The sequence below is a fragment of the Roseateles sp. GW823-FHT07B05 genome, assembly GCF_058794515.1.
This window is the reverse complement of record NZ_JBXAGX010000012.1, coordinates 82,105-97,828: the sequence shown is the minus strand read 5'-3', so window position 1 is coordinate 97,828 and position 15,724 is coordinate 82,105. Positions and strand designations below refer to the sequence as shown.

Annotated in this window: 17 protein-coding genes; 14 read left to right on the top strand and 3 right to left on the bottom strand. The window is 68.9% G+C overall.

The features are described 5' to 3' along the window. Window positions 1–3: 3 nt before the first annotated feature. On the bottom strand, window positions 4–1,566 hold the full coding sequence (locus AC1Q7O_RS21905; RefSeq protein WP_492660516.1) for an SLBB domain-containing protein: 1,563 nt from the start codon (window positions 1,564–1,566) through the stop codon (window positions 4–6). Between the two features lie 435 nt (window positions 1,567–2,001). Between AC1Q7O_RS21905 and AC1Q7O_RS21900 the strand changes: the two genes are divergently transcribed. Next, complete coding sequence (locus tag AC1Q7O_RS21900; protein WP_492660517.1) at window positions 2,002–3,135, top strand: MraY family glycosyltransferase; 1,134 nt, start codon at window positions 2,002–2,004, stop codon at window positions 3,133–3,135. Then, a complete protein-coding gene (locus AC1Q7O_RS21895; RefSeq protein ID WP_492660518.1) occupies window positions 3,132–4,634 on the top strand; it encodes a DEAD/DEAH box helicase in 1,503 nt (500 codons plus the stop codon). The genes AC1Q7O_RS21900 and AC1Q7O_RS21895 overlap by 4 nt, the downstream gene beginning before the upstream one ends. On the opposite strand, the gene AC1Q7O_RS21890 is transcribed toward AC1Q7O_RS21895, so the two are convergent. Then, complete coding sequence (locus tag AC1Q7O_RS21890; protein ID WP_492660519.1) at window positions 4,631–5,392, bottom strand: SAM-dependent methyltransferase; 762 nt, start codon at window positions 5,390–5,392, stop codon at window positions 4,631–4,633. The genes AC1Q7O_RS21895 and AC1Q7O_RS21890 overlap by 4 nt on opposite strands. After that, the gene (locus AC1Q7O_RS21885; RefSeq protein WP_492660520.1) at window positions 5,389–5,964 is read right to left on the bottom strand and encodes a Maf family nucleotide pyrophosphatase; all 576 of its coding nucleotides are present in this window, start codon (window positions 5,962–5,964) and stop codon (window positions 5,389–5,391) included. Before AC1Q7O_RS21885 ends, AC1Q7O_RS21890 begins: the two co-directional genes overlap by 4 nt. Window positions 5,965–5,996: 32 nt before the next feature. On the opposite strand from AC1Q7O_RS21885, the gene AC1Q7O_RS21880 reads away from it, so the two are divergent. The 12 genes from AC1Q7O_RS21880 to AC1Q7O_RS21825 all read left to right on the top strand — a co-directional run bounded on the left by AC1Q7O_RS21880 (window position 5,997) and on the right by AC1Q7O_RS21825 (window position 15,499). Continuing rightward, window positions 5,997–6,557 (top strand): YceD family protein, encoded by a 561-nt coding sequence (locus AC1Q7O_RS21880; protein WP_492660521.1) that lies wholly within the window; start codon window positions 5,997–5,999, stop codon window positions 6,555–6,557. 173 nt (window positions 6,558–6,730) lie between these two features. Next, window positions 6,731–6,916: a 50S ribosomal protein L32 gene (gene rpmF / locus AC1Q7O_RS21875; RefSeq protein ID WP_492660522.1), complete on the top strand. Its 186-nt coding sequence runs from the start codon at window positions 6,731–6,733 to the stop codon at window positions 6,914–6,916. Between the two features lie 106 nt (window positions 6,917–7,022). Further along, a complete protein-coding gene (gene plsX, locus AC1Q7O_RS21870) occupies window positions 7,023–8,126 on the top strand; it encodes a phosphate acyltransferase PlsX (protein ID WP_492660523.1) in 1,104 nt (367 codons plus the stop codon). Further along, complete coding sequence (locus AC1Q7O_RS21865; protein ID WP_492660524.1) at window positions 8,123–9,121, top strand: beta-ketoacyl-ACP synthase III; 999 nt, start codon at window positions 8,123–8,125, stop codon at window positions 9,119–9,121. Before plsX ends, AC1Q7O_RS21865 begins: the two co-directional genes overlap by 4 nt. 7 nt (window positions 9,122–9,128) lie before the next feature. Next, the gene (gene fabD / locus AC1Q7O_RS21860) at window positions 9,129–10,073 is read left to right on the top strand and encodes an ACP S-malonyltransferase (RefSeq protein ID WP_492660525.1); all 945 of its coding nucleotides are present in this window, start codon (window positions 9,129–9,131) and stop codon (window positions 10,071–10,073) included. Between the two features lie 4 nt (window positions 10,074–10,077). Beyond that, window positions 10,078–10,821, top strand: a complete 744-nt coding sequence (gene fabG, locus AC1Q7O_RS21855; RefSeq protein WP_492660526.1) for a 3-oxoacyl-ACP reductase FabG — start codon at window positions 10,078–10,080, stop codon at window positions 10,819–10,821. An 88-nt stretch (window positions 10,822–10,909) separates the two neighbouring features. Beyond that, window positions 10,910–11,149, top strand: coding sequence for an acyl carrier protein (gene acpP, locus AC1Q7O_RS21850; RefSeq protein WP_056204266.1), 240 nt, complete (start codon window positions 10,910–10,912; stop codon window positions 11,147–11,149). Window positions 11,150–11,185: 36 nt separating this feature from the next. Then, complete coding sequence (gene fabF / locus AC1Q7O_RS21845) at window positions 11,186–12,430, top strand: beta-ketoacyl-ACP synthase II (protein WP_492660527.1); 1,245 nt, start codon at window positions 11,186–11,188, stop codon at window positions 12,428–12,430. Between the two features lie 12 nt (window positions 12,431–12,442). Further along, window positions 12,443–12,859, top strand: coding sequence for a hypothetical protein (locus AC1Q7O_RS21840; protein ID WP_492660528.1), 417 nt, complete (start codon window positions 12,443–12,445; stop codon window positions 12,857–12,859). Then, on the top strand, window positions 12,856–13,437 hold the full coding sequence (locus AC1Q7O_RS21835; protein ID WP_492660529.1) for a sigma-70 family RNA polymerase sigma factor: 582 nt from the start codon (window positions 12,856–12,858) through the stop codon (window positions 13,435–13,437). The genes AC1Q7O_RS21840 and AC1Q7O_RS21835 overlap by 4 nt, the downstream gene beginning before the upstream one ends. Beyond that, window positions 13,434–13,985: an RseA family anti-sigma factor gene (locus AC1Q7O_RS21830; protein ID WP_492660530.1), complete on the top strand. Its 552-nt coding sequence runs from the start codon at window positions 13,434–13,436 to the stop codon at window positions 13,983–13,985. Before AC1Q7O_RS21835 ends, AC1Q7O_RS21830 begins: the two co-directional genes overlap by 4 nt. A 44-nt stretch (window positions 13,986–14,029) precedes the next feature. Next, window positions 14,030–15,499, top strand: coding sequence for a DegQ family serine endoprotease (locus AC1Q7O_RS21825; protein WP_492660531.1), 1,470 nt, complete (start codon window positions 14,030–14,032; stop codon window positions 15,497–15,499). The last annotated feature ends 225 nt before the right edge of the window (window positions 15,500–15,724 follow it).

Sequence of the window (15,724 nt, the reverse complement as noted above, 5' to 3'; positions counted from 1 at the left end):
GACTCAGTTGTTCTTCAATGTTCCAAGTGCTGCCGCACCCAGTCCAAACTGGTACAGGATCTGTGTCCAGTCCTTCGCCTCTTGCATGAAGGTGGTCTTGTTCAACTCCTCTGGCACAAAGACAGTGTCCCCTGGCAAAGCCATTAAATTCGGCAGCGAACTTCCGCCAAACCAGCCGCTGCTGGACTGGCGAGCGCTGATGACGCGGCCATTGGCACGCAGCACAAACATGCTTCCCACATCGGCACCTCGTGTGGGTCCGCCGGCCACGCGAACGATGTCTTCAATGGAACTGCCGGACTTGATCAGGTAGCTGCCGCCATTGAACACGCTGCCAAACACCCCTACGGTATTGGGTACTGCCGGCACATAAAGCCGGTCACCATCTTCAACGGCCAGCATGGGCGGGGTGCGGGAGTCTTCGCTCAGATCCAGCACGATGCGCCCGGTCGGGCGCACCGCGCGCAGCCGCTCAATCAGCTTGGCCGTGCCCGCCTGCTGCTGGTTCAACGCAATGGCGCCGTCCGAGTTGCTGACCTTTTGCGTGGAGGTGCTGCGGGTGAAGTCGGTCTCAAGGTCTCGCAGGGCGCGGTCGTACTGCGCCTCTTGCGCGCGCCGCACGCTGTCTCTAGTGAACTCCGCGCCGAAGAGGTAGGCCTCGTTGGTCAGGCCTCCTGCGGCCGCAAGCATGTCGGGCAGAGTGGTGCCGGGTGGCAGGATGTACTCGCCGGGCTTGGTCACTTCGCCCTCCACCCGTACGCGCTTGTATTGCCTTGCTTGCGGCAGCGCTACGCTGACGCTGTTGAAGGCGCGCAGCACATCGCCGTTGGCCAGCTTCATTGTGCTGGAGTCAGGCAGAGCCAGTTCCACCACGCGACGGTCATTGCGGTCGCTCAGGCGCTCCAGCGACAGGCGGCGGGTGTCGGCCACGGTGGTGAGGCCGCCGACGTACGCGGCTGCATCAGCCAGCGTTTCGCTACCCTTCAATTCCACCACGGCAACGCGGTTGAAGCTGCCGATCAAGCCGACCAGTGGGCCCACCGGCCCCACGTGCAGCACGTCGTCGGCTTGCAGCGGCGCGTCCGCTTGCTTGTCGCCCTTGGCCATTAGGTCGTAGAGATCGAAACGGCTCACGACCCGGCCGTTCCGGCGCAGTTCGATGTTGCGGATGCTGCCACTGCCCGAGGGGCCGCCGGCTTGGGTGAGACCCGTCATCACGGTGGCCAGGCTGCTGACACTGTAGGCGCCGGGGCGCTCCACGAAACCGGTCACGTAGTAGCGGATGCTGCGTAGCTTGCCCAACGAGGCGCTAAGCTGAAAGTTCTTGAATACTTGGCTGACGCGGCGCGTCAGCAACTCGTTCAGTTCTGCTTGTCGCGCGCCTGCCACCACGATGGGGCCCACGCGCGGCACGACGATGCGGCCAGCACGATCCACTGTGAGGCGCAGATCCGCATCGACGGAACCCCAGATCGTGAGTTGGATTTCGTCGCCAAACCCGACAATGTAGTCTGGCGGCACCTGGCGATTCGATTCGATCAGCGAAACATCGCTACTGGGCAACATCAACTCGGCACCCAAACGACGGACAGTTGCACCGGCGAGGCCGCTTACATACGCCTCGAATTCGCTGAGTTGTGCGGGCTTCGGGGGGGGCGAACGAGGCTGTTCATTTGGTTGAGCCGAAGGCGGTGCCGATCGGCCGCCAGTCTCGTCATTTACGGGAGAGGTGCGTGTCCCGCTATCGACGAGCCGAACGGGGCCGATTGCTGCCTGCTCGATGTCTGCGGCTGCAGAAGCCGTGCTGGCCATCGCAGTGCAAGCAATGGCTGCTGCCGTCAAGTGGCCGATGATGTGAGGCCGGCTAGAGAGTGTCATCGAGGGCTGGATCATTGATGGCGGGCGGGATGTGGCGGGCGTAACATGCCGCAAAGGCGGGGGTGAATTCTAGTGGTCGGGTGATGGCAGCCTTGAGCTTCCAGGCTCTTTACACTAGCGCCAATGCTTTATCTTCTGGTGTCGTTTTTCGTGGCTGCCGGGGTGACTCTGCTCGTCATCCATTCCTCCCGTAGCCATGCGCATTTTTCGGCCGATGCCGATCTGTCCGGGCCGCAGAAGTTCCACGCGGCGCCAGTGCCTCGTATCGGTGGCGTGGGAATGTTCACCGGGCTGATCTGTTGCGTGGGCGCAGCAGCGGCATCAAATCGTGCCGAGTGGGTTTTGGGTGCGCTTTTGTTGGTGTGTGGCTTGCCAGCGTTCGCCGCAGGGCTAGTTGAAGACCTGACGAAGCGCGTGTCGCCAGCCAAGCGGCTCTGTGCAACTGCTGCTTCCGCTGCGCTTGGCATCTGGTTGTTGGATGCGACCATCTCGCGAACGGACATTCCTGGGCTTGATTGGTTGTTGGCCATGGCTGCGGTTGGGTGGGGCGTCACGGTCCTAACCGTGGCTGGCGTTGCCAACTCGATCAACATCATTGACGGCTTCAACGGGCTGTCGTCGATGTGTGTGAGCTTGATGTTGTTGGTGTTTGCCTATGTCGCCTACATGGTGGGGGATGTGTCCCTGGCGGTGTGGGCCTTGGCAGGCGTTGGTGCGGCGCTGGGGTTTTTCGTCTGGAACTTCCCTGCTGGCCTGATCTTTCTCGGTGACGGTGGTGCCTATTTCCTGGGCTTCTACCTGGCGGAGATCGGCATCCTGCTGGTGGCACGCAACCCTGAGGTGTCGCCGTTGTTTCCTCTGATGGTGTGCATCTACCCGGTGTTTGAGACGCTGTTCTCGATGTATCGGCGCAAATTCGTACGTTCGGTGCCAACTTGGCTGCCTGATGGGATCCATCTGCACTCGTTGGTCTATCGGCGCCTGATGCGTTGGGCGATCGGAGCGGCTGATGCGCGTATCGTGACGCGGCGCAACTCGATGACGGCGCCTTACCTCTGGATGCTGTGCATTACGTCGCTGGCGCCGGCGGCCGTGTTCTGGGATTCCACGCCATGGATGGCCGCATGCCTGCTCTTGTTCGTTGCCATCTACGTGGGGCTTTATCGCCGAATTGTCCGTTTCAAAACGCCCAAGTGGCTCGTGGTGACGGGCAAAAGTGCGCCCGCAAGTATGACCGGCGATAATCGACGGCTATGAGCGACACCGCCTCCCCGTCCGTCCAGCCTGACCTTGCAGGCGCTGAGCCCGCTCCCCCGGCCCGCTTCGACACCCTTCCCCTCGACCCCAAGCTCCTTCGCGCGGTCGCCGATTCCGGCTACCTGACGATGACGCCCATCCAGTCCAAGGCGATCCCCATCGTCCTGGAAGGTCGCGATGTCATGGGTGCCGCGCAGACCGGCACCGGCAAGACCGCGGCGTTTTCGATCCCGTTGCTGCAGCGCATGCTCAAGCACGAGAACCCGAGCGTGTCGCCCGCCCGTCACCCGGTGCGCGCCCTGGTGCTGGCGCCGACCCGCGAACTGGCCGACCAGGTCGCGGAGAACGTCAAGAAGTACGCCAAGCACACCAACCTGCGCTCGGTCGTCGTCTTCGGCGGCGTCGACATGAAGCCGCAGACGGCCGCCCTCAAGGCTGGCGTCGAGGTGCTGATCGCCACGCCCGGCCGGCTGCTGGACCACATCGAGGCCAAGAACTGCGTGCTGAACCAGGTCGAGTACGTCGTGCTCGACGAGGCCGACCGCATGCTGGACATCGGCTTCCTGCCGGACCTGCAGCGCATCCTCAGCTACCTGCCCAAGGCACGCCAGACGCTGCTGTTCTCGGCGACGTTCTCGCCCGAGATCAAGCGGCTGGCGCAGAGCTATCTGCAGGACCCCATCCTCGTCGAGACGGCCCGCCCCAATCAGACGGCGTCGACCGTCGAGCAGCGCTTCATCAGCGCCACCGACGACGACAAGCGGGCCATCATCAAGCAGATCTTGAAGGAGCGGTCCATCCGCCAGGCCATCGTCTTCGGCAACTCCAAGCTGGGCGTCGCCCGCCTGGCGCGCTCGTTCGAGCGCGACGGCCTGCGCACGGCGGCACTGCATGGCGACAAGTCGCAGGACGAGCGCCTGAAGGCGCTGGAAGCCTTCAAGCGTGGCGAGATGGACGTGCTGGTCGCGACGGACGTTGCGGCCCGCGGCCTGGACATCGCGGACCTGCCAGCGGTCTTCAACTTCGACGTGCCGTTCAACGCCGAGGACTACGTGCACCGCATCGGTCGCACGGGCCGCGCGGGTGCGTCGGGCCTGGCGGTCACGCTGGTGACCAAGTCGGACGCGCGCCTGGTCGCCGACATCGAGAAGCTCATCAAGCGCGAGATCGTGCTGGACACCTTCGAGCTCGAGAACGAGCGGCCGCGCTTCGAGCGTCGCCCCCGTGAAGACGCGCCGGATCGCCAGGAGCGTCAGGAGCGCTACGAGCGCCCGGATCGCCCGTCGCGCGCGACCAGCCCCGCGCTGCGCACGCCGGCGGCTTCCGCTGATCCGTTCTTCAACAAGCCCTACGAAGCCAGCTCGCGCGACGAGCCGCCGGCCTGGGAGAAGGCCAAGGCGGCCACGCCGGTCAAGGGCCTGTCCAGCTACATCAAGCCCAAGAAGCAGGTCGCGGCGCTGTTCGGCGCCAAGAAGCCGGCCGCGCCGGCCGAGTCCTAAGCCAGCAGCGCAAAGACCGCAGGGATGCGGTCCGGCAGCGTGGCGCGGTTGGCGCGCCAGTCTGCCACCGTCGCGGTCTGCGTCCAGCCGCCCGGCAGCGTCAGGCCCACGCTGACCGACAGCCGCGTGCCTGGCTTCAGCGTCGCCAGCAGCGCCTGGCGTAGCGCTTCGTTCCGGTAGGGCGTCTCGATGAGCAGTTGCGTCTGCTGCGCCTTGGCCGACAGCGCCTCCAGCTCGCGGATGCGGGCCGTGCGGGCCGCGGCGTCCACCGGCAGGTAGCCGACGAACGCAAAGCTCTGGCCGTTCAGGCCGCTGGCGGCCAGCGCCAGCAGCAGCGAGCTGGGCCCCGACAGCGGCACCACCTCGATGCCGGCCTCGTGCGCCAGCGCCACCAGCCGCGCACCAGGGTCGGCGACGGCGGGCAGGCCCGCTTCCGACATCAGTCCCACGTCGTGCCCGGCCAGCGCCGGCGCCAGCAGCGCACGCCAGGCCGTCGAATCGTCGACAGCCGGCCGGCCGCCCTTGGGTGGTCGCGGAAGCTCGGCGATCTGCAGCGCCTGCAGCGGCTGGGCCAGCGGCGCGACGGCGTCGACGCGCTTGAGCAGCGCCCGCGTCGTCTTCGCGTTCTCGGCCGCCCAGTGCGTCAGCCGCGCGGCGGTCTCGATGACGCGCTGCGGCAGCACCTCGCGCAGGTCCAGCGAGTCGTCCACGCCGAAGTCCAGCGTGTTGGGCATCAGGATCAGTCGGCCGTTTTTCATGCCAGGGGCTCCAGGCCGGCGCGGCGCAGCAGCGCGCAGGTGCGGATCAGCGGCAGGCCGATCAGCGCGGTGGGGTCATCGGACTCGACGGCGTCCAGCAGTGCGATGCCCAGGCTCTCCACCTTGGCGCTGCCGGCGCAGTCGTAGGGCTGGTCGGCGCGCAGATAGGCCTCGATGGCGGCGGCGCTCAGCGTTCGCACCCGCACCCGCACCTCGGCTCGCTCGATGGCAGCCAGGCCCGGTGCGACGATGGCGACGGCGGTCTGGAACACCACCTCGCGGCCGCTCATGCGCGCCAGCTGCGCGGCGGCGGCCTCGTGCGTGCCCGGCTTGCCGATCGCTTCGCCGCCGAGGTCGGCGACCTGGTCCGACCCGATGACGACAGCGCCGGGGAAGCGTGCTGCCACGACCCGCGCCTTGGCCAGCGCCAGCCGCTCGGCCAGCGCCGCCGGGGTTTCGCCGGGCAGGGCGGTTTCGTCGACTTCTGGGCCGACGGCGTCGAAGGGCAGGCGCAGGCGGGCCAGCAATTCCTGGCGGTAGCGGGACGTCGAGGCGAGGATCAAAGGCGGCATCGGGGCATTCTCGCCCGCCTAAACTTCGGGGCATGAAACCGCGCGCCTTTGTTCCCGAGAAGCTCGACCTTGCCGCCTTCGCCCGTGACGGCGCCAGCCTGGAGGGCGAATGGCCCGCCGCGGCGCTGGAGCGCCTGGCCGACGCCGGCGCACCCGAGGCGCCCGCCCAGGGCTGGCCGTCGCTGCGCTGGAGCCTGCTGGGCGAGACCCGGCAGCTCAAGGGGGGCAAGCCGCAGACCTGGCTGCAGGTGAGGGCGCAGGCGCAGGTCTGGCTGACCTGCCAGCGCTGCCTCCGGCCCGTCGACGAGCACCTGGACATCGACCGCTGGATACGCTTTGTCGACACCGAGGCCGAGGCGGCGGAACTCGACGCCGACAGCGACGACGATGTGCTGGCCCTGCCTCGCCACCTGGATGCCCGTGAGCTCATCGAGGACGAGCTGCTGCTGGCCCTGCCGCTGGTGCCGCGCCACGAGGAATGCCCGGAGCCGCTGGCGCACGCCGACGACGAGCCCGCCGCAAACGAGGAGGAGGCCGAGCGCCCCAATCCGTTCGCCGCGCTGGCGGCGCTGAAGCGCGGCGGCAGCGCCTGAGGCCATGCGCCGCGCGGCTTTGCGCAACGCCATCGCCGAGCCGGCTTGGCGTAGCATGCATTCGCTGCTACACTCATGGGCTTTTCTGCGGCCTGGTGCTCGAGGATGGTTCTCGCACCCCGGGGTCGCAACCCCAAACCCCGCACGTCACTGCGCAGAATTCGGAGAATTTCATGGCCGTTCAGCAAAACAAGAAGTCGCCTTCCAAGCGCGGCATGCACCGTTCCCACAATGCCCTGGTGAACCCGGGCACGGCCATCGAGCCGACGACCGGCGAAGTGCACCTGCGTCACCACATCAGCCCCACCGGCTTCTACCGTGGCCGCAAGGTGCTGAAGAGCAAGGCCGACGCGGCCTGATGACGCTCCGCGCTGCCCCTGGGCGGCGCGCACCGATGAATCTGCCAACCCGGCCTGCGCTCAGCGCTGTGCCGGGTTTGGTCTTTTCTGAACTGCTTTCGTCTCGATGACCCACGCGCCCCTGCCCGATCCCGTCCGCCTCGTCGTCGACTGCATGGGCGGCGACCACGGCCCCTCGGTCACGCTGCCGGCCTGCCGCGCCTTCCTCGACAAGCACCCCGGTGCCGAACTCATCCTCGTCGGCCAGCCCGACGCGCTGAAGGCGGCGATCGCGTGGCCACGCTGCCGCATCGTGGAGGCCAGCGAGGTCGTCACGATGGACGACTCCATCGAGGTGGCGTTGCGCCGCAAACGCGACTCGTCCATGCGCGTCGCCATCCAGCAGCTCAAGGCGCGCGACGGCGAGCCGGTCCAGGCGCATGCCTGCGTGTCGGCTGGCAACACCGGTGCGCTGATGGCCGTGGCCAAGGTGCTGCTGAAGACCGTGGCGGGCATCGACCGCCCGGCCATCGCCGCCGTCATGCCCAACGCGGCCGGCCGCTTCACGACCGTGCTGGACCTGGGCGCCAACGTCGATTCCTCTGCCGACAACCTGCTGCAGTTCGCCGTGCTGGGCAGCGCGCTGGTGTCGGCGGTGGACGGCATCGAGGAGCCCAGCGTGGGCCTGCTCAACATCGGCGAAGAGGCCATCAAGGGCAGCGAGACCATCAAGCAGGCCGGCGAGCTGCTGCGCACAGCGGGTGCTGCCGGCCAGCTGAACTTCTACGGCAACGTCGAGGGCAACGACATCTTCAAGGGCACGACGGACATCGTCGTCTGCGACGGCTTCGTCGGCAACGTCATGCTCAAGGCCTCCGAAGGCCTGGCCGGCATGATGGGCGGCTTCATCAAGACCGAGTTCACGCGCGACTGGCTCAGCATGCTGGGCGGCCTGCTGGCCAAGCCCGTGCTGAACCGCTTCAAGCACCGCGTGGACCACCGCCGCTTCAACGGCGCGGCGCTGCTGGGCCTGCGTGGCCTGGTGTTCAAGAGCCACGGCTCGGCCGATGCCTTCGCCTTCGAGATGGCGCTGGCCCGCGCTTATGATGCCGCCCGCAACCGGCTGCTTGACCGGGTACACGAGCGCATCGTCGCCACGCTGCAGGCCTCCACGGGCACCGGCGCGACCGATGCCGGAGACACGGCGGCGCCCGCCGCCCAGGCTGCATGAGCCCCACAGCACACACACCTTCCCGCCACTCCCGCATCCTCGGCACCGGCAGCCACCTGCCGGGTGACCGGGTCACCAACCAGGCCCTGGCCGACCGCCTCGCCGCCGACGGCATCGAGACCTCCGACGACTGGATCGTCGAGCGCACCGGCATCCGCGCGCGTCACTTCGCGGCGCCCGACCAGGCCGCCAGCGATCTGGCCTTCCCCGCGGCCCAGGCCGCGCTGGAAGCCGCCGGCATCGATGCCAGCGAGCTGGATCTCATCATCGTCGCGACGTCCACGCCCGACATGGTGTTCCCGTCCACAGCCTGCCTGCTGCAGAAGAAGCTCGGCGCGTTCGGCTGCGCGGCCTTCGACGTGCAGGCCGTCTGCGCGGGCTTCGTCTACGCGCTCAGCGTCGCCGACTCGATGATCAAGAGCGGCGCCGCCAGCAAGGCGCTGGTTGTCGGCGCCGAGGTGTTCTCCCGCATCCTCGACTTCAAGGACCGCACCACCTGTGTGCTGTTCGGCGACGGCGCCGGCGCCGTCGTGCTGGGCGTGAGCGACACGCCAGGCATCCTCGCCACCGAGCTGCATGCCGACGCCCGCCACAGCGACATCCTGTGCACGCCCGGCACTGTGTCCGGCGGCCAGGTGCTGGGCTCGCCGCTGCTGAGGATGGACGGCCAGGCCGTCTTCAAGCTCGCCGTCGGCGTGCTGGAGAAGGTCGCCCGCTCGGTGCTCGACAAGGCCGGCATGACCGATGCCGACATCGACTGGCTGATTCCCCACCAGGCCAACATCCGCATCATGCAGGGCACGGCCAAGAAGCTGCGCATGTCGCTGGACAAGCTCATCGTCACCGTCGACGAGCATGGCAACACGTCGGCCGCCTCGGTGCCGCTGGCGCTGGACGTCGCCGTACGCAGCGGCCGCATCCAGCGCGGCGACACCGTGATGCTGGAAGGCGTCGGCGGCGGCTTCACGTGGGGCGCGGCCCTTCTGAACTACTGAGATTTCTATGACTGCATCTTTCGCCGTTGTCTTCCCCGGACAAGGCTCGCAGGCCGTCGGCATGCTCGACGCCTTCGCCGACCACCCGGAAGTCCGCCGCACGCTTGACGAAGCCTCTGCCGCCCTCGGCGAGGACATCGCCGCGCTGATCCACGCCGGTCCCAAGGACCAGCTGGACCTGACCACCAACACCCAGCCCGTGATGCTGACGGCCGGCATCGCCTGCTGGCGCGCCTTCGTCGCCGAGACGGGCCTGGTGCCTGTGGCTGCCGCCGGCCACTCGCTGGGCGAGTACACGGCGCTGGTCGCGTCGGGCGCGCTGAGCCTGGCCGATGCGCTGCCGCTGGTGCGCTTCCGCGCCCAGGCCATGCAGGAGGCCGTGCCTGTCGGCGTCGGCGCGATGTACGCCATCCTCGGCCTGGACGGCGACGCCGTGCGCGCCGGCTGCGCGCAGGCTGCCGCCGAGACGGGTGAGGCCATCGAGGCCGTCAACTTCAACGACCCCAAGCAGACGGTGATCGCCGGCAGCAAGGCCGGCGCCGAGAAGGCCGCTGAGATCCTGAAGGCCGCGGGCGCCAAGCGCGCGCTGCCGCTGCCGGTGTCCGCGCCGTTCCACTCCAGCCTGATGAAGCCGGCCGCCGAGCGGCTGAAGGAAAAGCTGGCGACGGTGCAGTTCGCCGCCGCCGCCTTCCCGGTCATCAACAACATCGACGTGGCCATCACCGACAACGCCGACGCGCTGCGCGACGCGCTGTACCGCCAGGCCTTCGGCCCGGTGCGCTGGGTCGAGGTCGTGCAGGCGCTGAAGGCCCGCGGCGTCGGCCACATCATCGAGGCCGGCCCCGGCAAGGTGCTGACCGGCATGGCCAAGCGCATCGACGCCGAACTGCAGGCCGCCTGCGTGTTCGACCCCGCCTCGCTGGCCGAGGCACGCGCCCTGCTGGGAGCCTGAATCCATGACTGAATCTGCATCCAAGGGCGTCGCCCTCGTCACCGGCGCCAGCCGCGGCATCGGCCGCGCCATCGCGCTGGCGCTGGCCGGCGAAGGCTGGCGCGTCATCGGCACCGCCACGACCGAGTCCGGCGCCGCCGCCATCACCGAAGCGCTGGCGGCCCACGGCGGCCGCGGCATCGCGCTGAACGTGACCGACGCTGCCGCCAGCCAGGCCGCCGTCGACGACATCGTCGCCAAGGAAGGCCGCCTGGACGTGCTCGTCAACAACGCCGGCATCACGCGCGACACGCTGTCCATGCGCATGAAGGACGACGACTGGGACGCCGTGCTGGACACCAACCTGAAGGCCGTGTTCCGCCTCGCCCGTGCCGTCACCAAGCCGATGATGAAGCAGCGCACCGGCCGCATCATCAACATCACGTCCGTCGTCGGTGCGTCCGGCAATGCCGGCCAGGCCAACTACGCCGCCGCCAAGGCCGGCGTGGCCGGCCTGACGCGCTCGCTGGCCCGCGAACTCGGCAGCCGCGGCATCACCGTCAATTGCGTCGCGCCGGGCTTCATCGCCACCGACATGACCGAGGTGCTGCCCGAGGCCCAGAAGGCCGCGCTGCTGGCGCAGATCCCGCTGGGCCGCCTGGGCGCTCCCGAGGAGATCGCCGCCGCCGTCGTCTTCCTGGCGTCACCGGGCGGTGCTTACATCACGGGCTCCGAGCTGCACGTCAACGGCGGCATGTACATGGCCTGATTTGGCCCCGGGTGCCTCGATTTAGGGGCGCCCATCTAGAGCCCGTAGAATGCTGGGCTGTTTTCTGCAAACCCCTCCTGGAGGAGTCATGAGCGATATCGAAGCACGAGTCAAGAAAATCATCGCCGAGCAACTCGGCGTGGCGGAAGCCGACGTCACGAACGAGAAGGCTTTCGTTGCCGACCTGGGCGCCGATTCTCTGGACACCGTGGAACTGGTGATGGCCCTCGAAGACGAGTTCGGCATCGAGATCCCCGACGAAGAGGCCGAGAAGATCACCACCGTGCAGCTGGCGATCGACTACGCCGTCAAGCACCAGAAGGCCTGAGCGCCTTCCCTTCCCCGCAACTCTGATCCGCACCGCATGAGTCGTCGCCGCGTCGTCGTCACCGGCCTTGGCCTTATCAGCCCCGTCGGCAATACCGTTGCCGAAGGCTGGGCCAACATCCTCGCCGGCCGTTCCGGCATTGCCAACATCACCCGCTTCGACGCCAGCGCCTTCGCCTGCCGTTTCGCGGGTGAGGTCAAGGGCTTCAACATCGAGGACTACATCCCCGCCAAGGAAGCCCGGCACATGGATACCTTCATCCATTTCGGGCTGGCGGCGGCCATGCAGGCGGTGCGGGACTCCGGTATCCCGACCGGAGACCAGCTGACGGAAGAGCAGGCCGAGCGCATCGGCGTGCTGGTGGGCTCGGGCATCGGCGGCCTGCCGCTGATCGAAGAGACCCACGGCGAGCTGACCAACCGCGGCCCGCGCCGCATCTCGCCGTTCTTCATTCCGGCCTCGATCATCAACATGATCTCGGGCCACGTCTCCATCCAGTACGGCTTCCAGGGACCCAACCTGGCGATCGTGACGGCCTGCACGACGGGCCTGCACGCGATCGGCGAAGCCGGGCGCCTCATCGAGTACGGCGACGCCGACGTGATGATCGCCGGCGGTGCCGAGTCGGCCGTGTCGCCGCTGGGCATCGGCGGCTTCGCGTCGGCCCGTGCGCTGTCCACCCGCAACGACGACCCCGCCACCGCGTCCCGCCCCTGGGACAAGGACCGCGAGGGCTTCGTGCTGGGCGAGGGCGCCGGCGTGCTGGTGCTCGAAGAGTACGAACACGCCAAGAAGCGCGGCGCCAAGATCTACTGCGAGCTGGCCGGTTTCGGCATGGGTGCGGACGCGTACCACATGACCGCGCCCAACGTCGACGGCCCCAAGCGCTCCATGCGCGCGGCGCTGCGCAACGCCGGGCTCAACCCCGACGCGGTCCAGTACATGAACGCCCACGGCACCTCCACGCCGCTGGGTGACATCAACGAGACCAACGCGATCAAGCTGGCCTTCGGTGACCACGCCAAGCAGATGGTCATCAGCTCGACCAAGTCCATGACCGGCCACCTGCTGGGCGGCGCGGGCGGCATCGAGTCGGTCTTCACGGCGCTGGCCGTGCGTGACCAGGTCGCACCGCCGACGATCAACATCTTCAACCAGGACCCCGATTGCGACCTGGACTACTGCGCCAACGAGGCGCGGCCGATGAAGATCGACGTCGCGGCGAAGAACAACTTCGGCTTCGGCGGCACCAACGGCACGCTGATCTTCAAGCGCGTCTGAGCCCGCTGCGCGATGCGCCGCACGCCGCCCGTCGTCGTGCAGCTGCTGCCGCAGCCGGCCGTGCAGGCCGCGGTGGTGTTGCTCGCGGTGCTGGCCGCGGGCGGCCTGGCCGTCTGGGCCTGCAGCCATCAACCCCAGGCCTGGCCGCTGTGGCTGGCTGTTCCACTGGCGGCTGGCTACGCCTGGCGTGCCGCGGCCGTGCTGCCGCGTCGCCTGCGCTGGGACGGCGAGGCCTGGTGGCTGGCAGCGCCCGGCCGCGATGACGAAACCGCCGTCCAACTCGCTGTGCTGATCGACCTCGACGCCTGGCTGCTGCTGCGCGCCAGCCCCGGCCCGTGCTGGCTGCCGCTGTCGCGCCGCCAGCAGCCGCAATGGAGCGCGCTGCGCGCCACGCTTTTCGCCGCCGCGGGCGGCGCCGTGCCGCGATGAGCGCGCCGGGCGCCGACGCCGACGCGCTGCTGGTGCGCCAGGCGCAGGCCGGCAGCCGCGCGGCCTTCGACATGCTGGTGCTGAAGTACCAGCGCCGCATCGAGCGACTGCTCGGCCGCAGCGTGCGCGACCCCGCGGACGTGGCGGACCTGTGCCAGGAGACCTTCCTGGCCGCCTACCGCGCGCTGCCCGCCTTCCGCGGTGACAGTGCGTTCTACACCTGGATCTACCGCATCGCGATCAACGCCGCGCAGCGCCACCGCGCGCGCCAGCGGCCCGTCGACTCGCTGGACGACGACGAGGGAACTTTCGGCACCGGCGTGCATCCAACCGACGATGCGACCCCCGAGACCCTGCTCGCCAGCCGCCAGCTGGCGTCGGGGCTGGACGAGGCGGTCGCTGCCCTGGCCGACGATCAACGCCGGGCGCTGCTGCTGAGAGAGGTGGATGGCTTGAGCTACGACGAAATCGCCGACCTGATGGACTGCCCCGCGGGCACCGTGCGTTCGCGCATCTTCCGCGCCCGCGAGGCGCTGGCCGCCCGGCTGCGGCCCTTGCTGAGTGGAGGCTGGCGATGACGCGCGCCGACGACCCCGCGCTGGCGCAGGCGCTGTCCGCCGTCATGGACGGCCAGGCCACGGCGGCCGACTGGGCGCTGGTCAACGCCGCCTGGGACGCCGACCCCACGCTGCGCGAGCGCTGGGCGCTGTGGCATGCCGCGGGAGACGGCCTGCGCTCGGCCGAGCTGCCCGCCGTGCACCGCGACCCGGCGGCCCTGCTGGACGCGCTGCACGCCCGCCTGCCGGCGCCCGTGGCGGCGCTGCCGCGGCGCCGCGGCGAGTGGCTGGCGCCGCTGGCCGTCGCGGCCGGCTTCGTCGCGATGGCCGTGGGCTTGGGCACGCTGCGCCCGCCCGCAGCCCCCGAGCCGCTGGTGGCCGCTGCACCGAACGCAACACCACGCGCGCAAGGGCTTGTGGGCATGAGCTTTGCCCAGGCCGCCGCAGGCCGTACGCTGCCGGCCGTGGGTGCGGCGCGCGACCCGGTCCTGCTGGACCCCGCCGCGCCGGAGTCCATCGACTGGGGCGCCGCGCTGCCCGACGTCGCGGCCTCGCGCCCCGGCTCCTGAGCCACCTCGCTATCCTCTGCCCGCTGAACCTGGAACCTTTGTCTATGCACGCTGAGAACCGACCCTCCTCCTCGCGCCAGCGCCTGCTGCTGTCGGGCGCCGCGCTGGCCCTTTCGCTCGCCTTCGGGGCGGCGCCGAGCGTCGCCCAGTCCCGCGAACTGCCCGACTTCAGCGAGCTGGTCGAGCGCGTGGGCCCGGCGGTCGTCAACATCCGCACGGTCGAGAAGGTCAAGCCGCCCGAGAACCAGGCGGAGATGAACGAGCAGATGCAGGAGTTCTTCCGCCGCTTCGGCATCCCCGTGCCCAACCAGCGGCGCGGCGCGCCGCGCGGTGGCGGCACGCCGGACGACGACGGCCCGATGCGCCGTGGCGTCGGCTCCGGCTTCATCCTCAGCGCCGACGGCTATGTGCTGACCAATGCGCATGTCGTGCAGGGCGCGGACGAGGTCATCGTCACGCTGACCGACAAGCGCGAACTCAAGGCCAAGCTCATCGGCGCCGACCAGCGCTCCGACGTGGCCATCGTCAAGGTCGAGGCCAGCGGCCTGCCGGTCGTCAAGGTCGGCGACAGCAACAAGTCCCGGGTCGGTGAGTGGGTCATGGCCATCGGCTCGCCGTTCGGCCTGGAGAACACCGTGACGGCCGGCATCATCAGCGCCAAGCAGCGCGACACCGGCGAGCTGCTGCCGCTGATCCAGACCGACGTGGCCATCAACCCCGGCAACTCCGGCGGCCCGCTGGTCAACATGCGCGGCGAGGTCATCGGCATCAACTCGCAGATCTACAGCCAGAACGGCGGCTACATGGGCATCTCGTTCGCGATCCCCATCGCCGACGCGATCCGCGTGGCCGACGAACTGCGCGCCGGCGGCCGCGTCGTGCGCGGCTACCTGGGCGTGCTGCCTGACGACATCACCAAGGAAATCGCCGAGGCCATCGGCCTGGGCAAGGCGCAGGGGGCGGTGATCCGCCGCGTCATGGAAGGCAGCCCGGCGGAGAAGGCGGGCCTGGAGGGCGGCGACGTCGTCACCAAGGTCGACGGCAAGACGGTGGAGAAGGCGGCCGACCTGCGCCGCCTGGTGGCCAACGTGAAGCCCGGCGCCAAGACCACGCTGACCGTGTTCCGCCGTGGCGCGACCAAGGACATCGTCGTCACCATCGGCGAGGACGAGCGCAGCAAGAAGCCTGGCGCCGTGGACGACGGCGCGCAGGAGCCGGCACCCGCGGTCGCGCCCAGCGCCGCGCTGGGGCTCAAGGTGTCCGACCTGACCGACGCGCAGCGCAAGGAGCTCAAGCTCAAGGCCGGCGTCAAGGTCGACAGCACCAGCGGCGCCGCGGCCCGCGCGGGCCTGCGCGAGGGCGATGTCATCCTGGCCATCGACAACGTCGAGGTGGCTTCGGTCAAGGCCTTCCAGGCGCAGATCGCCAAGGCCGACAAGACCAAGGCCATGAACCTGCTGGTGCGCCGCGAGGACATCACCAGCTTCGTGCTGCTCAAGCCGGTCAAGCCCTGACGGAAAACTGCGCCCGGCGCTGGGGCTTTCCGCGATGCGGCAAGCCCGGGCGAGGCGGCCGGGCGGGTTGTCCACTGTTTTGGAAAGTTGGCGCCGGCTAACTTTGGCGCAGGGGCGGAGGATTGTTCGTGCTGACCGCTAAAATCAGCGCACGACGCGCCCCTGAAATGGTCTCTGCCCGTGCAATCGCGGGCTGCCGGCAACGCCGGGATTTGATCCACAGGC